At 75.7% G+C, this 19519-nt stretch carries 19 protein-coding genes; 7 read left to right on the top strand and 12 right to left on the bottom strand.

All coding sequences use genetic code 11. From position 1 onward, the window contains the following. The first annotated feature begins 3 nt into the window (after nt 1-3). Nucleotides 4-720 carry a TetR/AcrR family transcriptional regulator gene (locus tag IEY96_RS10120; RefSeq protein WP_189194546.1) on the top strand — a complete coding sequence of 239 codons (717 nt, stop codon included), beginning with the start codon at nt 4-6 and terminating at the stop codon, nt 718-720. A 13-nt stretch (nt 721-733) separates the two neighbouring features. Here the strand turns inward: IEY96_RS10120 and IEY96_RS10115 are convergent, their stop codons facing one another. Beyond that, the gene (locus tag IEY96_RS10115) at nt 734-1624 is read right to left on the bottom strand and encodes a winged helix-turn-helix transcriptional regulator (RefSeq protein ID WP_189194545.1); all 891 of its coding nucleotides are present in this window, start codon (nt 1622-1624) and stop codon (nt 734-736) included. An 83-nt stretch (nt 1625-1707) separates the two neighbouring features. Between IEY96_RS10115 and IEY96_RS10110 the strand changes: the two genes are divergently transcribed. Beyond that, nucleotides 1708-2970 (top strand): MFS transporter, encoded by a 1263-nt coding sequence (locus tag IEY96_RS10110; RefSeq protein ID WP_189194544.1) that lies wholly within the window; start codon nt 1708-1710, stop codon nt 2968-2970. Here IEY96_RS10110 and IEY96_RS10105 read toward each other — a convergent pair. Beyond that, nucleotides 2967-3338 carry a winged helix-turn-helix transcriptional regulator gene (locus IEY96_RS10105; RefSeq protein ID WP_189194543.1) on the bottom strand — a complete coding sequence of 124 codons (372 nt, stop codon included), beginning with the start codon at nt 3336-3338 and terminating at the stop codon, nt 2967-2969. The two genes, IEY96_RS10110 and IEY96_RS10105, sit on opposite strands and share 4 nt — an antisense overlap. Nucleotides 3339-3392: 54 nt before the next feature. On the opposite strand from IEY96_RS10105, the gene IEY96_RS10100 reads away from it, so the two are divergent. Further along, the gene (locus IEY96_RS10100; RefSeq protein WP_189194542.1) at nt 3393-4238 is read left to right on the top strand and encodes an MBL fold metallo-hydrolase; all 846 of its coding nucleotides are present in this window, start codon (nt 3393-3395) and stop codon (nt 4236-4238) included. A gap of 54 nt (nt 4239-4292) precedes the next feature. Here IEY96_RS10100 and IEY96_RS10095 read toward each other — a convergent pair whose 3' ends face one another. From IEY96_RS10095 to IEY96_RS10085, 3 genes are read right to left on the bottom strand one after another with little or no spacing between them, the layout of a single operon-like run. After that, nucleotides 4293-5366, bottom strand: a complete 1074-nt coding sequence (locus IEY96_RS10095) for a DUF4037 domain-containing protein (RefSeq protein ID WP_189194541.1) — start codon at nt 5364-5366, stop codon at nt 4293-4295. Between the two features lie 60 nt (nt 5367-5426). Continuing rightward, complete coding sequence (locus IEY96_RS10090) at nt 5427-6284, bottom strand: haloalkane dehalogenase (protein WP_189194540.1); 858 nt, start codon at nt 6282-6284, stop codon at nt 5427-5429. A gap of 17 nt (nt 6285-6301) precedes the next feature. After that, nucleotides 6302-6763, bottom strand: coding sequence for a MarR family winged helix-turn-helix transcriptional regulator (locus tag IEY96_RS10085; RefSeq protein WP_189194539.1), 462 nt, complete (start codon nt 6761-6763; stop codon nt 6302-6304). Between the two features lie 91 nt (nt 6764-6854). Here IEY96_RS10085 and IEY96_RS10080 point away from each other — a divergent pair, with 91 nt between their 5' ends. Then, nucleotides 6855-7778, top strand: coding sequence for a 5'-3' exonuclease (locus IEY96_RS10080; RefSeq protein WP_189194538.1), 924 nt, complete (start codon nt 6855-6857; stop codon nt 7776-7778). A 33-nt stretch (nt 7779-7811) separates the two neighbouring features. Here the strand turns inward: IEY96_RS10080 and IEY96_RS10075 are convergent, their stop codons facing one another. Further along, a complete protein-coding gene (locus IEY96_RS10075; protein ID WP_189194537.1) occupies nt 7812-10610 on the bottom strand; it encodes a DEAD/DEAH box helicase in 2799 nt (932 codons plus the stop codon). 86 nt (nt 10611-10696) lie between these two features. Here IEY96_RS10075 and IEY96_RS10070 point away from each other — a divergent pair, with 86 nt between their 5' ends. Both IEY96_RS10070 and IEY96_RS10065 read left to right on the top strand, forming a co-directional pair. After that, nucleotides 10697-11461: an HAD family hydrolase gene (locus IEY96_RS10070; RefSeq protein ID WP_373293540.1), complete on the top strand. Its 765-nt coding sequence runs from the start codon at nt 10697-10699 to the stop codon at nt 11459-11461. Between the two features lie 66 nt (nt 11462-11527). Next, entirely contained in the window at nt 11528-12493 is a 966-nt protein-coding gene (locus IEY96_RS10065; RefSeq protein ID WP_189194535.1) for an EamA family transporter, read from the top strand. On the opposite strand, the gene IEY96_RS10060 is transcribed toward IEY96_RS10065, so the two are convergent. From IEY96_RS10060 to IEY96_RS10040, 5 genes are all read right to left on the bottom strand, one after another. Further along, the gene (locus IEY96_RS10060; RefSeq protein ID WP_189194534.1) at nt 12456-13382 is read right to left on the bottom strand and encodes a diacylglycerol kinase; all 927 of its coding nucleotides are present in this window, start codon (nt 13380-13382) and stop codon (nt 12456-12458) included. The genes IEY96_RS10065 and IEY96_RS10060 overlap by 38 nt on opposite strands. Nucleotides 13383-13454: 72 nt before the next feature. Beyond that, nucleotides 13455-14498: a zinc-dependent alcohol dehydrogenase family protein gene (locus tag IEY96_RS10055; RefSeq protein ID WP_189194533.1), complete on the bottom strand. Its 1044-nt coding sequence runs from the start codon at nt 14496-14498 to the stop codon at nt 13455-13457. A 138-nt stretch (nt 14499-14636) separates the two neighbouring features. Next, nucleotides 14637-15335 carry a hypothetical protein gene (locus IEY96_RS10050; protein ID WP_189194532.1) on the bottom strand — a complete coding sequence of 233 codons (699 nt, stop codon included), beginning with the start codon at nt 15333-15335 and terminating at the stop codon, nt 14637-14639. 146 nt (nt 15336-15481) lie between these two features. Continuing rightward, nucleotides 15482-17533 carry an amylo-alpha-1,6-glucosidase gene (locus tag IEY96_RS10045; protein WP_189194531.1) on the bottom strand — a complete coding sequence of 684 codons (2052 nt, stop codon included), beginning with the start codon at nt 17531-17533 and terminating at the stop codon, nt 15482-15484. Then, on the bottom strand, nt 17530-17907 hold the full coding sequence (locus IEY96_RS10040) for an SCP2 sterol-binding domain-containing protein (protein WP_189194530.1): 378 nt from the start codon (nt 17905-17907) through the stop codon (nt 17530-17532). Before IEY96_RS10040 ends, IEY96_RS10045 begins: the two co-directional genes overlap by 4 nt. 164 nt (nt 17908-18071) lie before the next feature. Between IEY96_RS10040 and IEY96_RS10035 the strand changes: the two genes are divergently transcribed. Continuing rightward, on the top strand, nt 18072-18956 hold the full coding sequence (locus tag IEY96_RS10035; protein WP_189194529.1) for an ABC transporter substrate-binding protein: 885 nt from the start codon (nt 18072-18074) through the stop codon (nt 18954-18956). Between the two features lie 51 nt (nt 18957-19007). On the opposite strand, the gene IEY96_RS10030 is transcribed toward IEY96_RS10035, so the two are convergent. Further along, complete coding sequence (locus tag IEY96_RS10030) at nt 19008-19427, bottom strand: hypothetical protein (RefSeq protein WP_189194528.1); 420 nt, start codon at nt 19425-19427, stop codon at nt 19008-19010. Nucleotides 19428-19519 lie beyond the last annotated feature (92 nt).

The following is a 19519-nucleotide window of genomic DNA, read 5'->3' as shown; positions in this document are numbered from 1 at the left end:
GAGATGGCTGAGCAGGCTGAGACGCTGCGCCGGACGCCGCTGAGCAGGGACCGGATCCTGCGCGCCGCCGTCGCGCTGGCCGACCTGGCCGGAATCGAGTCCCTCAGCATGCGCAACCTCGCCCAGGATCTGGGCGTCGTGCCGATGGCCCTCTACAAGCACGTGGCCAACAAGGACGAACTGCTCGACGGCATGATCGACGTGGTCGTCGGCGAGATCGACCCGCCGGTGCCCGCCGCCGACTGGAAGCACACGGTCCGCGGGCGCATCCTCTCGGCGCGGGAGGCACTGCGGCGCCACCCCTGGGCGCCGCTCGCGATCGAGTCGCGGAACATGGCGACACCGGCCATCCTGGCCTACCTCGACTCGATGGTCGCGACGTTCCGGGCCGGCGGGTTCTCCGCCGACCTCGCGCACCACGTGATGCACGCGATGGGCAGCCGGATCCTGGGCTTCAGCCAGGAACTGTTCGACGCCGCCCGGAGCGTCGGCCGGTCCGGCACGACCACCCCGGCCCCGCCGGCAGCCTTCCCGCCGGAGGTCGCGGCCCGGTTCCCGCACCTCGCGGAGATCGCCATGGCGGCGTCCCACGACGACGAGTCGGTCGTCGGGCAGGGCTGTGACGACCGGTTCGAGTTCGAGTTCGCGCTGGACCTGCTGCTGGACGGCATCGAACGGCTGCACCAGCAGGGCTGGACCTCGTCCCGCCGGCCCCGCTGAGCGGCAGGACCCCCTAGACCGCCTCGGCGGCGGTGCGGCGGCGCACCTCGGCGAGCATCTCGTCGACCGAGCCGGCCGGGTCGGTGACCGGGAACTGCACCGCCCGCACCACCGCCTCCGGGTCCAGCAGCAGGGTGAGCCGCTTGAACCGGGCCACACCACCGGCCCGGAAGGTGGGCAGCAGCAGGCCGGCGGCGAGCCGGCCGTCCTCATCGGACAGCAACGGGTACGGCAACCGGGCGTGCGCGGCGAAGGCGGCGAGCTGGTCCGGACGCTGGGTGCTCACGCCCCGCACCTCGGCCCCGGCCGCCTGGAACAGCGGGTGCCGGTCGGCGTACGTGCGCGATTCGAGCGTGCACCCGACGGCGCCCGGGATCTCCCCCCAGCTCGGCGGGAGGGCCGGGGCGCCCGGCGCGAACGCTCCCGGGAAGAGGTAGAGCACCGTCCACCGCCCGGGCATCGCCGGTGACTCCGCGCCGCCGTCGTGCCGGGCCAGGCTCATCGGGGGTACGCGGCGGCCGACCAGCCGGTGCGCCCGGCGCGCCTCGGCGGAGTCCGCGTCGGCGGTCGCCGTCAGCCCGCCGTCGCCCATCACGTGCCGGGTGCCCCAGTCCTGGAGGGCGACCAGCACCGGCAGCAGCGCCTCCCCCTTCGCGGTGAGCAGGTAGTCGTGGCGCGGCGGGTGCGCCGAGTAGGGCTCGCGGCGCAGCACGCCGTGCCCGACCAGCCCGGCGAGCCGCTCGGTGAGCGCCCGCCGGCTCACGCCCAGCTCGCGCTGCAACCCGTCGAAGCGCGTGGTGCCGCCGGCGACCTCGCGCACGATGAGCACCGTCCACCAGTCGCCCAGCACGCCGAGCGCCTGGGCGATGCCGCAGTCGGCGTCGCCGAGGTCCGCCCGTCTCACGTCCCACCTCCCGCTCGGCCCGAAGCCTCGACTATAGTCCGTTTCAGATTGGAACTCACTGGCTCGGATCGGGGGTTGGCGGCATGTCCGTCGAGCAGGGGGCCGGGGTGTTCTGGCGCTGGTGGGCCGCCGGCACCACCAGCTCGGTGGGGTCGGCGGTCGGTGCCGTCGCGTTGCCGCTCACCGCGCTGACCGTGCTGGACGCGTCCGCGTTCGAGATGGGCCTGGTGGCCGCCGCGAGCTACGTCGCCTGGCTGGTGATCGGGCTGCCCGCCGGCGTGATCGTCCAGCGACTGCCGCTGCGCGGCGCGCAGGTCGGCGCCGACCTGGCCCGGGCCGTCGCGGTGGCCTCCGTGCCGCTCGCCTGGTGGTGGGGCCGGCTCACCGTGGCCCAGCTGGTCGTCGTGGCGCTGGTGGTCAGCTTCGCCAACGTGCTGTTCGACGTCGCCAACGCCACCTTCCTGCCGGCCATCGTCGGCCGCGACCAGCTGCACGCCCGCAACAGCCTCACCTCGGCCACCCACGCCGCCACCCAGCTCACCGGCCCGTCCCTGGGCGGCCTCGCGGTGCAGGCCCTCGGTGCGGTGCCGGCCGTGCTGGTCGACGCGGTCAGCTACCTGGTCTCCGCGGCGCTGCTCGGGTCGCTGCCGGCCCGCCGGGTCGACGCCCCGGACCGCTGGCCCCCGGTCCGCGCCATGATCGGCGAGGGCTGGCGGTACGTCACCCGCCACCCGGTCATGGGACCGACCATGTGGACGGCCACCGCCGTGAACTTCGTCTGCGGGGCGCAGCTCGCCGTCTACCCGCTCTACCTGGTCCGGGAGCTGCACGCCCCGGCCGCGCTGGTCGGCGTGCTGCTCGCGGTCGAGGGGGTCGGCTCGCTGGTCGGCGCGGCCCTGACCCAGTGGATCACCCGGCGGTGGGGCACCGCCCGGTCGCTGCTGGTCGCCTGCCTGGTGGCGGTCGGCGGCGCGTTCCTGGTGCCGCTGGGCGCCGGCTGGCCGGCGTACCTCGCGTTCGCGGCCGGCAACGTGGTCTTCGCCGGTGGCGTGGTGGTGCTCAGCGTGACCACCCGCACCTACCGGCAGACCGCGAGCCCGCCCGACCTGCTCTCCCGGGTGATGGCCACGGTCCGCTTCGTCTCCTGGGGCGCCATCCCGGTCGGCGGGCTGCTCGCCGGGGCGCTCGCCGGGCTGGCCGGCGCCCGGGTCACCCTGTTCTGCTTCGCCGCGGCCACCGTGCTGGCGCCCCTGGCCCTGCTGCTGTCCCCGGTGCGCCGCCTGCGCGACCTCACCGACCTGCAAATCGACGAACCGGCCGACCGGGAGACCGTCGCCGCGCGCTAGCCGGCCTCCGCCGCGCCCCAGTCCCACATGGCCCGGAGTACCGGCAGCAGCGCCCGGCCCCGCTCGGTGAGCGTGTAGGTCACCCGCGGCGGCCAGGACGCGGTGCGGTGGCGGGCGACGACACCGGCCTCGGTCAGCTGGACCAGGCGATCGGTGAGCACCTTGTCCGACAGGGTCGGCAGCGCGTGCGCGAGGTCGCTGAACGAGTGCGGGCCCCGGGCGACAGCGCCGATCACCAGGGCGGTCCAGCGACCGCGCAGCGCGGCCAGGGTGACCTCCAGCGGGCAGGACGGGTCGGGGCGGGCGTCCGGGCCGGAGCAGAGCCGGCGCAGGTCCACCCCGTCGTGGCCAACCGTTTGGTGAGTCACGAGACCGCCTCCTAGCGTTCGGCACGGCCCTTCGTCGCCAGCTCAGGGGGAACCATGCGCATCCACCATCTCAACTGCGGGTCCATGCGGGAGGTCGCCCCGCCGTCCGATCCGGACGGCGCGCTCCGGCCGTTGCCCGCAGTCTGCCACTGCCTGCTCGTCGAGACCGACTCCGCCGGCCTGGTGCTCATCGAGACCGGGTACGGCACGCTCGACGTCCGGGACCCGCAGGGGCGGCTCGGGCCGGACTTCCTCGCGTGGGCCCAGCCCGTCCTCGACCCGGAGGAGACCGCCGTGCGCCAGCTCCAGCGGCTCGGGTACGCGCCGGCCGACGTACGCCACGTCGTGGTGACCCACCTGCACCGGGACCACACCGGCGGGCTGGCCGACTTCCCGCACGCGCGGGTGCACCTGCACGAGGCCGAGCACCGGGCCGCCACGGTCGTCGGCCACGACCGCTACCTGCCGGCGCACTGGGCGCACGACCCGCGCTGGGTCACCTACTCCGGCGACGACGGGGAGCGCTGGCAGGGATTCGACGGGGTTCAGCAGCTCACCGGCCTGCCGCCGGAGATCCTGCTGGTGCCGCTGGCCGGGCACACCCCGGGACACGTCGCCGTGGCGGTGCGCCGCCCCACCGGCAGCGGCTCGGCGTGGCTGGTCCATGCCGGCGACACCTACTTCTACCGCGGGGAGGTCCAGCCGGGGCTGCCGCCGACCCCGCCGGCGTTCGACGCGCTGCAGGCGTCGGTCGAGACCGACCGTTCGCTGCGGTTGCGCAACGTGGACCGGCTCCGGGCCCTCCTCGCCGAGCAGCCCGACCAGGTCGACGTCGTCTCCGCGCACGACCCGTGGGAGTTCGCGCGGCACCGGCAGGCGGCTCCGGCGAGTCCCGCCTGACGGCCGGGCGGCCGGCGGCGGACACGGATCCGTCGCCGGCCGCACCGTGGGCCCTCAGTCCGGCAGGACGGCCGCGGCGACCCGGCGGGCCCGCGCCGGGCGGGTGAGCACGTCGACGTTGTCGAGGTACTGGTCCACCGCGCCGACCGGCGGGCGGGCACGCAGCACCGGATCGGCGATCGCGGCGCGCAGCGCGGCGGTGAACCGCTCGGCGTTCAGGACCAGGAACGGCCGGTCGTGGAACGGCCGGGCGGCCGGGTCGACCGGCGCGGCCAGCCCCGTGTCGTTGGTCCAGGCCGCCACCGCCTCCAGCGCCCGGACCAGCCCGGCCTGCCGCCCGGACCAGCCGGCCGGCCCGAGCGCCGTGGTCAGCCCGTCCACGACCGGCGCCGCGGCCGGCAGCGCGGCGAAGACCGTACCGAGCCATTTCGCGTACGGGGGCCAGCGGCGGTGCAGCAGCAGGCCGAGGCGCATCAGGTCACGGGCCAGCGCGGCGGTCACCACCCGGCTGCCCAGCTCGTCGCCGACCTCGGCGCAGCGGCCGACCAGGTGCTCGACCTGGCCGACCCGCTGCCACCCGGCCGCCAGCACGTGCCGCCAGACGTCGTCGGGGTACCAGGCCAGCCGGGCCTGGACGGCGATGAGCGCCCCGTCCAGCCCGTCGTGGAACACCGCCCCGCCGGTCAGCTCGGCGAGCCGCTGGGTGGGCGCGGCCAGCCAGTCCGCCGTCGTCATCCCGGACTGCGGGTCCCCGCCCAGCCGGTCCCGCAGCCACGCGCCCAGCTCGTCGACGCTCACCCCGTGCCGCTCCCCGTCGGCGCGGGCCACGCCGAGCCGGACCGTCGGGCCGCCGGTGAACCGGGTCGGCCAGCCGAGGAACTCGGTCGGCAGCTCCGCGTCGAGGACCGCCCGCACCGGCGCCACCTCGGCCGCGTCCGCGACGAAGAGCTGGGTGCGCGGCCCCCAGTCGTGGTCGGTCGACCGGGGCGTGTCCAGGCCGAGCAGCTCCGAGCCGCCGTCGAGGAGCCCCGCGGCGTAGCGCAGGCGGGGCAGCCGGCGGGCCAGCAGCGGGCCGACCACCTCGTCGTGGAACCGGTGCGCCAGGGTCAGGCCGGGTACGAACGTCACCCCGCCAGTCTGCGCACCGCAGCCCGGCCGCGCCGCCCGGTTTCCGGCCGACGTCGCCGGTCAGCGGAGGTGGTGGCGGTCCGCCCAGGCGGAGAGCGCGGCGGCGATCTCGGCGGGGCGGTCCTCGGGCGCGTGGTGCCCGGCCGGCCCGCAGGCGACCGTCTCCAGGGCCGCCATGTTCCGCGCGCACCAGTCGGCCAGCTCCGGGGTGATCAGCAGGGTCGGTGAGCCCTCGAAGGTCAGCAGCAGCTTGGGCACCTCGTCGCTGGCGGCCAGCCACCGGTCGTACGCCTCGATCCGGGCGACCAGCTCGGCCGGCTCGCCGCCGAGCGGCATCTGGCGCGCCCAGGCCAGCAGCGGCCGCCGGCTCTCCCGGGTCGGGTACGGCGCGAGGTAGGTCTTCAGGTCCTCCTCGCCGACGGGCTGGAGCACCCCGCCGGTGAACGCCTGCCGGACGAGCAGGTCCTGGTCGAGCACGAGCTGCTCGCCGACGCCCGGCGTGCGGATCGCCTCGGAGCGGGCCCGGGCCTGCGGCGACAGGTCGCTCCACGCCATCGGCTTGACCATGGTCTCCAGGAACGCCACGCCGCGCACCCGCTCGGGGTGCCGGGCCGCCCAGTCGAAGGCGAGCGCGCCGCCCCAGTCGTGGCCGACCAGCACCACGTCGGTCAGGTCGAGGGCGTCGAACCAGGCGTCCAGGTAGCGGGCGTGGTCGGCGAAGAGGTACGGCAGGTCGGGCTTGCCGGAGCGGCCCATGCCGATCAGGTCGGGTGCGAGCAGCCGGCCCGCGCCGACCCCGGGCAGCACCCCGCGCCAGGTGTGCGACGAGCCGGGATTGCCGTGCAGGAACACGAACGCCGTCCCGGCGCCGCTCTCCTCGTGGTGGATGGTCGAGTCCAGTACGCGCGTCTCGGGCATGTCCCGGGGCTCCTTCGTCAGTCGGGTGGGTCGAGCGGGGTGTCCAGCAGCGTGGACAGGTCGCGGACGAACCCCGCCGTACGCGGGTCGTCCCGGCCACCGAGCGGGGCGAGCAGCCGGTCGAGCAGCGCCTGGACGGTGTCGATCGCCGGGCGGACCACCTCCTGCCCCCGCTCGGTCAGGGTCAGCCGGACCGCGCGCGTGTCGGCCGGGTCGCGCTCGCGTCGCACCAGCCCGTCGGCCTCCAGGGACCGGGCCAGTTTCGACACGTAGAGCGGCTCCAGGCCGGTGTGGTCGGCCAGCTCGCGCTGGCTCGGGTGCCGGCCGGCGCGGCGCATCCCGTGCAGTGAGGAGAGCAGCACGTACTGCGCGTGGGTGAGGCCGAGCGGGGCGAGCGCCCGGTCGACCGCCACCCGCCAGCGCATGGCCAGCCGCCAGACCAGGTGGCCGGGGCTGGGGCCGATCGGCGTTGCGTCCATGCGAGAAACAGTACATGGACATGATGTACATGGCTAGTATTTTGCCGCCGCGTCCCCCACCTCGTCGGTGGGCTGTGCCAGGCTTGTCGGCGTGGCACACCGACCCCCGATCCTGCTGATCGACTCCCCGAGCCTCTACTTCCGCGCCTACTTCGGCATTCCCGAGTCGGCGGCGAAGACGGACGACGGCCAGCCGGTCAACGCCGTCCGCGGCTTCCTCGACATGCTGGCCCAGCTCGTCCGCACCCGCCGGCCGGACCGGATGGTCTGCGCGCTCGACCACGACTGGCGACCGGCGTGGCGGGTCGAGCTGCTGCCGTCGTACAAGGCGCACCGGGTCGCGCCCGAGGGCGGCGAGGTGGTTCCGGACACTCTCTCCCCGCAGGTGCCGATGATCCTGGAAGTCCTCGACGCGCTCGGCATCCCCGCCGTCGGCGCGACCGGCTACGAGGCCGACGACGTGCTCGGCACCCTCTCGGTGACCCAGCCCGGCCCGGCCGAGGTGGTCTCCGGCGACCGCGACCTGTTCCAGCTCGTCGACGACACCCGCCAGGTGCGCCTGCTCTACGTGGGCCGCGGCGTGGCCAAGCTCGACGACTGCGACGACGCCGCGGTCCGGGCCCGCTACGGCGTGCCCGCCGACCGCTACGCCGACTTCGCGGCGCTGCGCGGCGACCCGAGCGACGGCCTGCCCGGCGTGCCCGGGGTGGGCGAGAAGACCGCCGCCCGCCTCATCGAGCGCTACGACGGCCTGCCCGGCATCCTCGCCGCGCTGGACGACCCGGGTTCCGGCTTCGCCCCCGGGCTGCGCACCAAGCTGAACGGGGCCCGCGACTACCTGGCCGTCGCGCCGAAGGTGGTCCGGGTCGCCACCGACGTGCCGCTGCCGAAGCTGGCCACCGCCCTGCCGACGGCGCCGGCGGACCCGGACCGGCTGCTGGAGCTCGCGCAACGGTGGAACCTGGCCGGCTCGTGCCGGCGCCTCGTGGACGCGCTCGCCCTGCCCCGGCCCTGACCGGAACGGCCGGGGCGGGCCGCTCCGGCCGGATCAGGCGGTGGCGTGGTAGGCCAGCACGCCCCGGTTGACCGCCGCGATCGCCTGCCGCGCGGTCGAGCGCAGCTCGGTGGACGCGCCGCCGGAGTCGGCGAGCTGGCCGAGCAGGTCGACCACCTGCCGGGCCCAGCGGACGAAGTCGCCGGCCGGCATCTCGCCGTCGATCTGGTGGCCGCTGGCCAGCACCTTGGCCAGCGCCTCGCCCCGCGCCCAGCGGTAGATCGGCCAGGCGAAGCCGAGGTCCGGCTCGCGGGTGACCGCCAGGCCACGGGACGCCTCGTCGGCCTCGATGTCGCCCCAGAGCTTCAGCGTCTCGTCGACCGCCTCCGCGACCGGACCGCGGGGCAGACCGGCCCGCTCGTCGACGTCCCGGCGGGCCTCGAAGACCACCACGGAGACGGCGGCGGCCAGCTCGGCCGGGGAGAGCCCGTCCCACACCTTGCGGCGCAGGCACTCGGCGACCAGCAGGTCGGCCTCGGTCCAGATCCGGCCGAGCATCCGGCCGGCGTCGGTCACCTCGCCCTCCTCGGTGAGGTAGCCGCGCGCGGTCAGCAGCGCGACGATCCGGTCGAAGGTGCGGGCCAGCGAACCGGTCCGGCCGGCCACCCGCTGGCGCAGCTCCTCGGTGTCGCGCTCCAGGCGGCGGCGCCGCTCGGCCCAGCGGGCGTGCTCCTCGCGGTCGGGGCAGGCGTGGCAGGGGTGCCCGCGCAGCTCGGTGCGGAGCTGACTGAGCCGGTGGTCCTCGCCGGCCGCCTGCCGGGAACGCCCGCCGCGCCGACCGTGCCGGTCCAGCCCGGTGCCGCTGACCTCGGCGGCCAGGTCCCGGCGGGCCGCCGGCGAACGGTGGTTGAAGTGCTTCGGCACCCGGATCCGGGCGAGCACCTCGGCCGGGGTGGTGAAGTCGCCGGGGCTGACCCGTCCAGCCCACCGGTCCTGGGTGAGCACCAGCGGCCGGGGCTCACCGAAGCCGCCGGTGGCCGGGTCGAGCACCACGGCGAGGCCGGCCCGCCGGCCCGAGGGCACCCGTATCACGTCGCCCACCCGCAGCCGTTCCAGCGAGGCGACCGCCGCCGCCTTGCGCTGGGTCTGGCCCTGCCGGGCGATGGCGCGCTCCCGGTCGGCGATGGCCACCCGCAGAGCGAAGTACTCGTCGAAGTCGCCCTGGTGGCAGGCCGCCTCGGCGCCGTACGCCTCGATGGTCTCGGTGTTGCGCTGCACCTGCCGGGCCAGGCCGACCACCGACCGGTCCGCCTGGAACTGCGCGAACGAGGACTCCAGCAGGGCCCGGGCCGGCTCCGCGCCGACGGTGCCGACCAGGTTGACGGCCATGTTGTAGGAGGGCCGGAAGCTGGACCGCAGCGGGTAGGTGCGGGTGGAGGCGAGACCGGCGACGTGCCGGGGATCGGTCTCCGGCGACCAGACCACCACGGCGTGGCCCTCGACGTCGATGCCGCGCCGGCCGGCCCGCCCGGTGAGCTGCGTGTACTCCCCCGGGGTGAGGTCGACGTGCGCCTCGCCGTTGAACTTGACCAGGCGCTCCAGGACCACGCAGCGGGCCGGCATGTTGATGCCCAGGGCGAGCGTCTCGGTGGCGAAGACCGCCTTGACCAGGCCGCGGACGAACAGCTCCTCGACGACCTCCTTGAACGCGGGCAGCATGCCGGCGTGGTGGGCGGCGAGGCCGCGCTCCAGCCCGTCGAGCCACTCCCAGTAGCCCAGCACGGTCAGGTCCTCGCCGGGGATGGCGGTGATCCGCGACTCGACGACCTGCCGGATCTCGGTGCGCTCCTCGGGCGAGGTGAGCCGCAGCCCGGCGGCGAGGCACTGCTGGACGGCCGCCTGGCAGCCGGCCCGGCTGAAGATGAACAGGATCGCCGGCAGCAGGTTCTCCCGGTCGAGCCGCTCGACGATGTCGGGGCGCATCGGGCCGCGCCAGCGGGGTCCGCGCCGCCCCGCGCCGGGGCCGGCGCTGCGCCCCTCCCCCAGCTCCAGCCGGCGCACGGTGTCCCGGGTGTAGCGCAGCAGCTCCGGGTGGACGTCGTGCTTGCGGGCGGCGTCGGCGTCGTGGAACAGGTCGAACATCCGCTTGCCGACCAGCATGTGCTGCCAGAGCGGCACCGGGCGGTGCTCGCTGACCACCACGGCGGTCTCGCCGCGCACGGTGACCAGCCAGTCGGCGAACTCCTCGGCGTTGGAGACGGTGGCGGAGAGCGAGACCAGGGTGACCGAGGCGGGCAGGTGGATGATCACCTCTTCCCAGACGCCGCCGCGGAACCGGTCGGCGAGGTAGTGCACCTCGTCCATCACCACGTAGGCCAGGCCCTCGAGGGTGGCCGAGCCGGCGTAGAGCATGTTGCGCAGGACCTCGGTGGTCATCACCACCACGGGCGCGTCGCCGTTGATCGCGTTGTCGCCGGTGAGCAGGCCGACCTGCTCGGCGCCGTAGCGGTCGACCAGGTCGTGGTACTTCTGGTTGGACAGCGCCTTGATCGGCGTGGTGTAGAAGCACTTGCGCCGGGTGGTCGGCCCCCCGCCGCCGCCGGCCGCCGCCGGCTTCCCGGGCGTGCCACGCAGCGCCAGGTGTACGGCGAACTCGCCCACCACGGTCTTGCCGGCGCCGGTGGGCGCGCACACCAGCACGCCGCTTCCCCGTTCCAGGGCCTCGCACGCCTCCCGCTGGAAGTCGTCGAGGTCGAACCCCAGATCGAGAGCGAATTCGTCCAGGGCCGGGAAGGCGGAGGCCTGCGCGGCCCGGCGGCGCGCCGCGGCGTACCGCTCGGCGGGGCTCGACATGTCACCAAGATTAATCGGTGGGGCCGACGACCACCGGCCAAGGCCGTCCGGCAGGTGGGTCGGAGCGGGTCGGTAGGGTGCACGACGTGCCGGATCATGCCGAACCGCCCCGAGTCTCGAGCGGCGCCGACGACGCCGTCCGCCCGAGCCCGTCCCGTCGCCCCGTGGAGGCGGTGCTCTTCGACTTCCACGGCACCCTCGCGCAGGTGGAGGAGCCCCGCGAGTGGGTCCTCGCCGCCGCGGCGGCCTGCGGGGTCGAGCTGGACCGGGTGCGGGCCACCGCGCTGGCCGACCGGCTGCTCACCGCCGGCCGGGCGGGCGGGCCGCTGCCGACCCGGGTGCCGCCCCGGCTGGCCGAGCTCTGGGCCGACCGGGATCTCTACCCGCACGCCCACCGAAGCGCGTACACGGGGCTGGCCGAGACCGTGGACGCCGGCATCGAGGGGTTCGCCGACGCGCTCTACGAGCGGCTGCTGGTCCCCGAGGGCTGGGTCCCGTACCCGGACACCGAGCCGGTACTGGGCGCGCTGCGGGACGCCGGGGTGAAGGTGGCGGTGGTCAGCAACATCGGCTTCGACATCCGGCCGCTGCTCGCCGCCTGGAAGCTGGACGGGCTGGTCGACGCCTACGCGCTGTCGTACGAGGTGGGGCGCTGCAAGCCGGACCCGGGGATCTTCCTGCGGGCGTGCGGGATGCTCGGCGTCGACCCGGAGCGGACGCTCATGGTGGGCGACACCCCCGCCGACGCGGGGGCGGTGCGGGCCGGCTGCGGGGTGCTGGTGCTGCCCTGCGCCGACCCCGGCCGCCCGAACGGGCTGGGCGCCGTCCTCGACCTCGCCCTACGGAACTGACCGCGCCGGTCGCACGCCGGGCGGCCCGGAGGCACCGCGGCTGACCAGCGGCGCTAGCGTAACGGCATGACGACCGACCGCTCCTTTCGTCGCCGGGTCACCGGACGGCTGTCCGGCGGCCGGCTGGGCGCGGTCGGGCTGGTGCTCGGCGGGGCGCTGTCGGTGCAGTTCGGCTCGGCGGTGGCCGCGCTGCTGTTCCCGCGTACCGGGGTGGCCGGGGCGGTCACCCTGCGGCTGACCATCGGCGCGCTGCTGATGCTGGCCGTGTGCCGCCCCCGGCTGCGCGGGCACGGCCGGGGCGACTGGGCGGCCGTGGTCGCCTTCGGGCTGGCCCTGGCCGGCATGAACTCGATCTTCTACCAGGCGATCGAGCGGATCCCGCTCGGACCGGCGGTGACCCTGGAGGTGCTCGGCCCGCTGGCGCTGTCCGTGGTCACCGCCCGCCGGCTGGCCGCCTGGTGCTGGGCCGGGCTGGCGCTGGCCGGTGTGGCCCTGCTCGGCCAGGGCGGCTTCGACCGGCTGGACCCGGTCGGCGCCGGGCTGGCGCTGGCCGCGGGCGCGCTCTGGGCGGCGTACATCGTCTGCTCGGCCCGGGTCGGTGGGCGGTTCCCCCGGGCCGACGGGCTGGCCCTGGCGCTCGCGGTGGCCGCGCTGGTCACCCTGCCCATCGGGCTGGTCGGCTCGGGCGGCCGGCTGTGGCACCCGACGGTGCTGGGGCTCGGCACCGGGCTGGCCCTGCTCGCCTCGGTGCTGCCGTACACCCTGGAGCTGCTGGCGCTGCGGCGGCTGCCCACGGCGACCTTCGCCGTGCTGATGAGCCTCGGGCCGGCCATCGCCGCGCTGGCCGGGTGGCTGGTGCTCGGCCAGGCGCTGCACCCCGTGGAGGTGGTCGCCATCGCCCTGGTGATCGCCGCGAGCATCGGCGCGGTACGGGCCGGCGCGCCGGCCGCCGCGCCGCCGTCCGCCCGGCCGGACGTCGAGGGCGCCGCGCTGGTCAGCGCAGCAGCCGCACCGCCGCCGGCACCGCGCTGACCCGCACCGGGAGGTCGAACGCCCGCTCCCCGTCGACGTACGTCGTGATGCCCTCGGCGTCCAGTTCGACCGTGCGGGCCCGGTAGCTGCGCACCAGCGGGTGGGTGACGTGGGTGCCCTGGTAGATGCGCGGCTTGACCCGCATCAGGGTGCGCCGGTCGAAGCGACCGCCCACCACCACGTCCAGCAGGCCGTCGTGCGGGTCGGCGTCGGGGCAGATCCGCATGCCGCCGCCGTAGCTGGCCGCGTTGCCGACCGCGACCAGCACCGCGTCCACCTCCTGCTCCGCCCCGTCGAGGCGCAGCCGGTAGCGGCGCGGCCGCAGCCGGGCCAGCTCGACGAGGATGGCCAGGTCGTAGCGGCGTGGGCCGCGCGGCCAGCGCATCCGGTTGGCCCGCTCGTTGACGATCGCGTCGAAGCCGGCGGCCAGCACGGCGCCGTACCAGCGGTCGCCGCCGTCGGGGGTGGTCAGCCGGGCCAGGTCCACCGGGCGGGTCCGGCCGGCGCGCAGCGCGTCGGCGATCACCTCCACGGCGGCGAGGGGGTCGGCCGGGAAGCCGGTGTCCACGGCGAAGTCGTTGCCGGTGCCGGCGGGCACCGGGCCGAACGGCACCGCCGTCCCGGCCACCGCCTGCAACGCCCGGTGCACCGTGCCGTCCCCGCCCACGGCCACCAGCGCCCCGGCGCCGCCGGCGACCGCGGCGTGGCACGCAGCCTCCGCCTCCTCGGGCGTACGCGCCCGCAGCAGTTCGACCGGCCGGCCCGCGCCGCCCAGCCGCTCCAGCAGCCGGGGCAGCAGGCCACGGTGGCGTCCCCGGCCGGCGGTCGGGTTGGCGAGCACGGCCACCGGGCCGGGCGGGACAAGATCGTGCGCGGTCACGGCGAGCACCGTACGGCACGAGCCAGGCCGTTCACCAGGGGTGACACCGCGCCGTGCGGCGGCCGGCCGTGGCGCGCCGGCTCAGAAGGTGATGAGCACCTTCAGCGCGGTCCGCTCGTCCATCGCCCGGTAGCCGTCCGGCACCCCGTCGAGGGTCACCGACCGGTCGAAGACCGGCGACGGGTCGATGGCGCCGGCCAGCACGTCGGCCAGCAGTTCCGGCAGGTACGCCCGGGCCGGCGCGACGCCGCCGGCGAGGGCCACGTTGCGGTTGAACATCTGCCCGATGTCCACGCCGGCGCTGCCGCCGTGCGGGACCCCGACGTAGCCGACCGCGCCGCCGTCGCGGGCGATGGAGATCGCCGTCCGCATCGAGTCCTCGGTGCCGACCGCCTCCAGCACGGCGTGCGCGCCCTGCCCCTTGGTCAGCTCCCGCACCGCGGCGATCGCCGCCTCTCCCCGCTCGGCGACCACGTCGGTGGCCCCGAACGAGCGGGCGATGTCGGTGCGGGCGGTGTGCCGGCCCAGCGCGATGATCTGCTCCGCGCCGAGCCGCTTCGCGGCGAGCACCCCGCAGAGCCCGACCGCGCCGTCACCGACCACGGCGACGGTGGCCCCGGGGCGGACCCGCGCGGCGAGGGCGGCGTGGTGGCCGGTGGCCAGCACGTCGGAGAGGGCCAGCAGCGCGGTGAGCAGCCGCTCGTCGCCGGCCGCCTCGGCGGGCAGCTTCACCAGGGTGCCGTCGGCGTACGGCACCCGGACGGCCTCGCCCTGACCGCCGTCGGAGCCGACGGACCCCCAGAAGCCGCCGTGCGGGCAGGAGGTGTGCAGCCCTTCGCGGCAGAAGTCGCAGGTCCCGTCGGACCAGACGAACGGCGCCACCACCAGGTCGCCGACCCGCACCGAGCCGACCTCGGCGCCGACCGCCTCGACCACGCCGAGGAACTCGTGCCCGATGCGCTGCCCCGGCTGCCGCTGCGCCACCCCGCGGTACGCCCACAGGTCGCTGCCGCAGATGCAGGCCAGCACGACGCGGACGACGGCGTCGGTGGGGGTGCGGACGGTGGCGTCCGGCACCTCCTCGACCCGGATGTCGTTCGGGCCGTGGATGACGGTGGCGCGCATGGGTGGGGTCCTCCCGGTGGTCGGGGCGGGCGCCGGGCCGGTGCGGCCGGCGGCGGGGCGGGCGGCCCCGGGCGAACACTAGACCGCCCGGGACACGCCGCGAATCCGATTTCCCCACCGGGTGGCGGGGCTCACCGGTCAGCGCACGACGAACCGTCTCGTCGCCGGGGCGGCGCCGTCGCCGGTGACCTTCAGCGTCCAGTTGCCGGCGCCGCCGACCACCACGACCGCCTCCGCCTTGCCGTTCGGCTCCACCTTGATCTCGGCGGCCGGCTTGGCGTCCGGGTCGAGCACGTTCAGCGTCCGGGCACCGGTGGCCTTGTTCGTCACCCGGAACGCGATCTTCTCGCCGGGCTCGGCGATCAGCCCGTCCGCGCCGGTGATCCCGGCCGCCGTCAACTCGACCGCGACCTCCCGGTCGTACGCCGTCTCGGCCGCGGCGCTGGCCACGGTGCCGTCGTCGGAGACCGTGATGCGGGTCCGCACGCCGTCGCCCTGCCGGCCGGGCCGGCAGGCGACCTCGTACTGGCCGGTGGCGAGGGTGGCGCTGAGGTCGCCGGTCTTGCCCGGCGCGACGTCCGCCGCCTCGGCGACCACCTTGGTGAACCCGGCCTTCTCCCGGCCGTAGAGGTACACCCCGGTGGCCTGCTGCCCCCGGTTGGTCACCGTGAAGGTGACGGCGCCCGGGTTGAAGAGGGTGGTGGCGACCTCACAGCTGGTGTCGGTGGCGGTCACCGGGACCTGGCTGCCCTTCGGGGCGGGGTCGTCGTCACCACAGGCGGTGAGGGCGGCGGTGGCGCAGATCGCGGCCACGACGGCGGCGGTACGGCTCTTCATCGGCTCTCCGGAGCGGAGGTCAGCGTGCTGACCAGGACGGGCGCCGACAACCGCCCCGGCACACCGCCCGGGGGGACTCGGCGGAGTCAGGAGAGTGTAAGCGGGCCGGCCCTGCTGGCAAGGGGACAGGGCCGGCGACGGGGCGGTCAGCGGGCGGCGCGGGCCAGCCCGCTGCCGATCACGTCCCGCCGGCCCCACCGGCCCGGCACGTCGAGCAGTTCCACCCGGCCGAACCGGGCCGGCACCCGCGGCGCCATCAACAGGTGCTCGCCGGCCGCCTCCAGCCCGAGCAGGGCGCGCAGCAGCAGGAACGGGGCGGCCGTCGCCATCGCCTGCGGGCTGTTCGCGGTCGGGTAGCGCACCGGATACTCGGTCAGCTCGCGGGGATAGCCGGCGAACGCCTCGGGCAGCCGGCCGTGGAAGTACCGGGAGACGTCCACGATGGCCTCGGCGACCCGCCCCGCCTCCTCGGTGAAGCCGTACCGGCGAAGGCCCCAGGTGATCAGCGCGTTGTCGAACGGCCACACCGCCCCGACGTGGTAGCCGAGCGGGTTGTAGCGCTCCTGCCCGGTGGCCAGGCTGCGGATCCCCCAGCCGGAGAAGAGCCGGGGCCCGACCAGGTGGGCGGCCACCTGCGCGGCCCGCTCCGCCGGGACGATGCCGCTCCACAGCAGGTGGCCCATGTTGGACGCCAGCGCGTCGACCTGCCGGCCGTCGCTGTCCAGGGCGAGCGCGTAGTAGCCCCGGTCCGCGATCCAGAAGTCCCGGTCGAAGCGCTCCCGCAGCGCCGCGGCCTCCCGCTCCAGCCGGTCGGCGTACGCCGGGTCGCCCCAGAACTCCCGGGCCATCCGCGCGCCGCGCATCTTCGCGTCGTACGCGTACCCCTGAAGTTCGCAGGTGGCCAGGGGCGGGTCGGGCAGCCGTCCGTCGGCGAAGCAGATCGCCTCCGGCGAGTCCTTCCAGCCCTGGTTCGCCACCCCGGTGCGCTCGTTGCGCCGCAGGTAACGGACGTAGCCGTCACCGAGCAGGTCGCCGTACTCGTCGATCCAGCGCAGCGCCGCGCGGGCCTCGTCCTCGAACTCCCGCACCAGGTCGACGTCGCCGGTCCACCGCTCGTACTCGTCGAGCAGGATCACGTAGAGCGGGGTCGCGTCGGCACTGCCGTAGTACGGGGACTCCGGGCGCTCCTCGAAGGCCACCATCTCCCCGTAGCGGAACTCACGGAGGATCTTGCCGGGCTCCTCGTCGCGGAAGTCGTCGAGCACCGCGCCCTGGTCGATGCCGAGCATCCGCACCGTCGCCGACGCCAGTTCGGACGCCACGGGCAGCGCCATGAAGCTGGTCAGGATGCTGTCCCGGCCGGTGATGGTGGCCGCCCACGGCAGGCCGGCGGCGGGCATCACCTGGTTGGGCAGGGTCAGCGGCGAGTACCGCAGGGCCGCCAGGTCCACCAGGCTGCGCCGGTAGACCTCGGTCAGCGCCTCCCAGTCGCAGCTGAGCTGCGGCGTCCGGGACAGCCAGCTCGCCAGGTCGCGCTGCCGTTCGTCGGCGCCGGCCCGCCCCCGCCGCTGCAACCGGTCCCGGACGTCCGCGCCGTCCGGGCGCAGCACCAGCCCCTGCACCCGCAGGGTCGTCGTCCAGGACTCCCTGGGAGCCAGCCGCACCGTCCAGGTGAGGCGCTGCTCGTCCACCCGCACCGGTTCGCTGCTGGTCACCAGCGTCTCCCGTTGGAACCTCTCCCGCTGGTAGCCGAGGCGCAGGCCGCGCTCGTCGAACCGCTGGTAGAACCGCCCCGGCGGGGTGCGCTCGGCGGTGACGCCCAGAATCGGGGCGAAGTCGCTCCCCACGTCGAGCCGTACGGTGCACTCCACCGGCACGTGGTTGTGGTTGAGCACCGTGAGCCGTTCCTCGAAGACACCGCCGTTGATGGTCCGCTCCCGGATGACCGACGACTTGGCGTCCACGTAGTGCGTCGGTCTGCCCGGCACGAGGAAGAACCGCAGGTGGAGGTGGTCCCGCTCGGCGATGGAGAGCGGGTGGAGCCGGTCGCCGTCCAGGGTGAGCCGCCACACCGACAGGAACCGGGTGTCGAAGTCGAAGAAGCCGCACGGGTTGGCCACGTTCGCCTCGATGTCGCCGTTGTCCTCGCTGAGCACGAAGACGTTGCCGTCCAGCACGCGGACCAGGTCCGGCCTCATCCGGGCTCCCCGCGTCCACCGGTGAGGGCCCGCGGGTGCCGCGCCCCGGGCGGCGCCGGGAAGAGCCGCTCCAGCAGGACCACGAACCGGAAGTGCCCCTCGGCGGTGAGATCGTTGCGCAGCCAGGCGGTGAGCGGCTTGGCCTCGCCGGCGGCCAGCCGGAGGAAGAAGTCGCGCCGGGTCCGGATCACCGTGTCGGCGTCCCGCGCGCTGCGGTCCACCGCGATCCGGCCGTGGGAGATGGTCAGGTGCCAGAAGTCGAGGGCACCGTCCTCCTCCAGCTCGAACCGGATCATGCCGGCGGTGCGGCGCAGCAGCCGCTCGGGAGCCTGCCGGGCGAGCTGCGCGAAGAACGCCTCGATCGGATCGGACACCGCACCGCCTCCCGGGAGAGGGTCGTCACGCCGCCGGCACCGACGCCGGGCGGGCCGCGACGACGGACGCGTCCGCACCGCCTCGGGCGCCGCCCCAGACTAACTCCAGGCCCCGGCGGGGACCTGGGGATCGGTGAACTGCGGAGGGCGGGCAGGATGGCGGGATGCGCCTGGTCTCCCTGCTCCCCTCGGCCACCGAGATCATCTACGCCCTGGGGCTCGGCGACGAGCTGGTCGGGGTCACCTTCGAGTGCGTGGTGCCGCCCGAGTACCGGGCCGGCACCACGGTCGTGGTGGGCGGCCGGGACACCCGGGGCATGAGCCCGGGCGAGATCGACGCGTACGTCAAGGGGCAGCTCGCCGCCGGGTCGGACCTGTACACCCTGCACGCCGGCGCGCTGGCCGGGCTGGACCCGGACCTGATCCTCACCCAGGACCTGTGCCGGGTCTGCGCTCTTCCGTCGGGCCGGGTCGCGGACGCCGTCGACCACCTCGGCTGCCGGGCGGAGGTGCTGTCGCTCGACCCGTACACCCTGGCGGACGTCCTGGACACGGTCCTGGCGGTGGGCGCGGCGGCCCGGGTGCCGGACCGGGCGGAGGCCCTGGTCGACGCGTTGCGGGGGCGGCTCGCGGCGGTCCGCGCGGCGGTGGCCGGCCGGACCCGCCGGCGGGTCGCCGTGGTGGAGTGGGTGGACCCGCCGTTCGGCGCCGGACACTGGATCCCCGACCTGGTCGAGACCGCCGGCGGCGAGCCGGTGGCGACCCACCCCGGGGCCCGGTCCACGCCGACCACCTGGGCCGCGTTGCGGGCCGCCCGGCCCGAGGTGGTGCTCGTCGCGCCGTGCGGCTTCCACCTGGACGGGGCCGCCGCGCAGGCCGCCGGGGTGGCCGCGCGGTTCCCCGGCGCGGAGGTCTGGGCGCTCGACGCGGACGGGCTGATCGTGCGGGCCGGCCCACGCCTGGTCGACGGCGCCGAGGCCATCGCGGCGATCCTGCACCCGGACGCCGTGCCCGCCCCGCCGCCGGACGCCGCCCGCCGGGTGGCCTGACGGCGCGACCGGCCGCGGCGGGTGGGATCACGGGGCACACGGCGGGCCGGTTCAGGCGGACCCACGGCGGGTGGGATCAGGGGGTCGACGGGCCGGGTGGCCGTCGCGGGCCAGCGGTGCGAGCCGGCGCCAGCGGGGCAGCTCGGTCACCACCGTGGCCGCCGCCAGCACGGTCACCACGACCGCGACCGGCTCCGGCCAGGCCGCCCAGGCGGCGAGCACCGCGGCGACCAGTTGCAGCAGCACCAGCGCCACGGTGACCAGCCCGGGCACCGGCACGATCACCTGCCGCTTGTCGCCGGGGGTGGCGAACACGGTGGGCAGGCCGATCAGCAGCACCACCGAGGCGACCGCCAGCACCACGGAGTGCGGGGCGAGCGCCCACGGGGTGGCGACCCAGGCAACCAGTTCGGTCAGGAAGCGCAGCGCCGAGGGCAGGTCGGGGCGGCCCGCCCGGTCGTTGTCGATCATGGCCGCCAGTATGCCGAGCCACCGGGCCGCACGGTGTCCCGGACACCGGGAGGCTCCCGCCGCCCACTTCCTCGATCTGTGCGCCGGCCGCC

The organism is Micromonospora fulviviridis (assembly GCF_014648395.1).
In the GTDB taxonomy this organism is placed as follows: domain Bacteria; phylum Actinomycetota; class Actinomycetes; order Mycobacteriales; family Micromonosporaceae; genus Micromonospora; species Micromonospora fulviviridis.
Note: the sequence above shows the minus strand (reverse complement) of the source record. Positions and strands in the feature narration are given on the sequence as shown.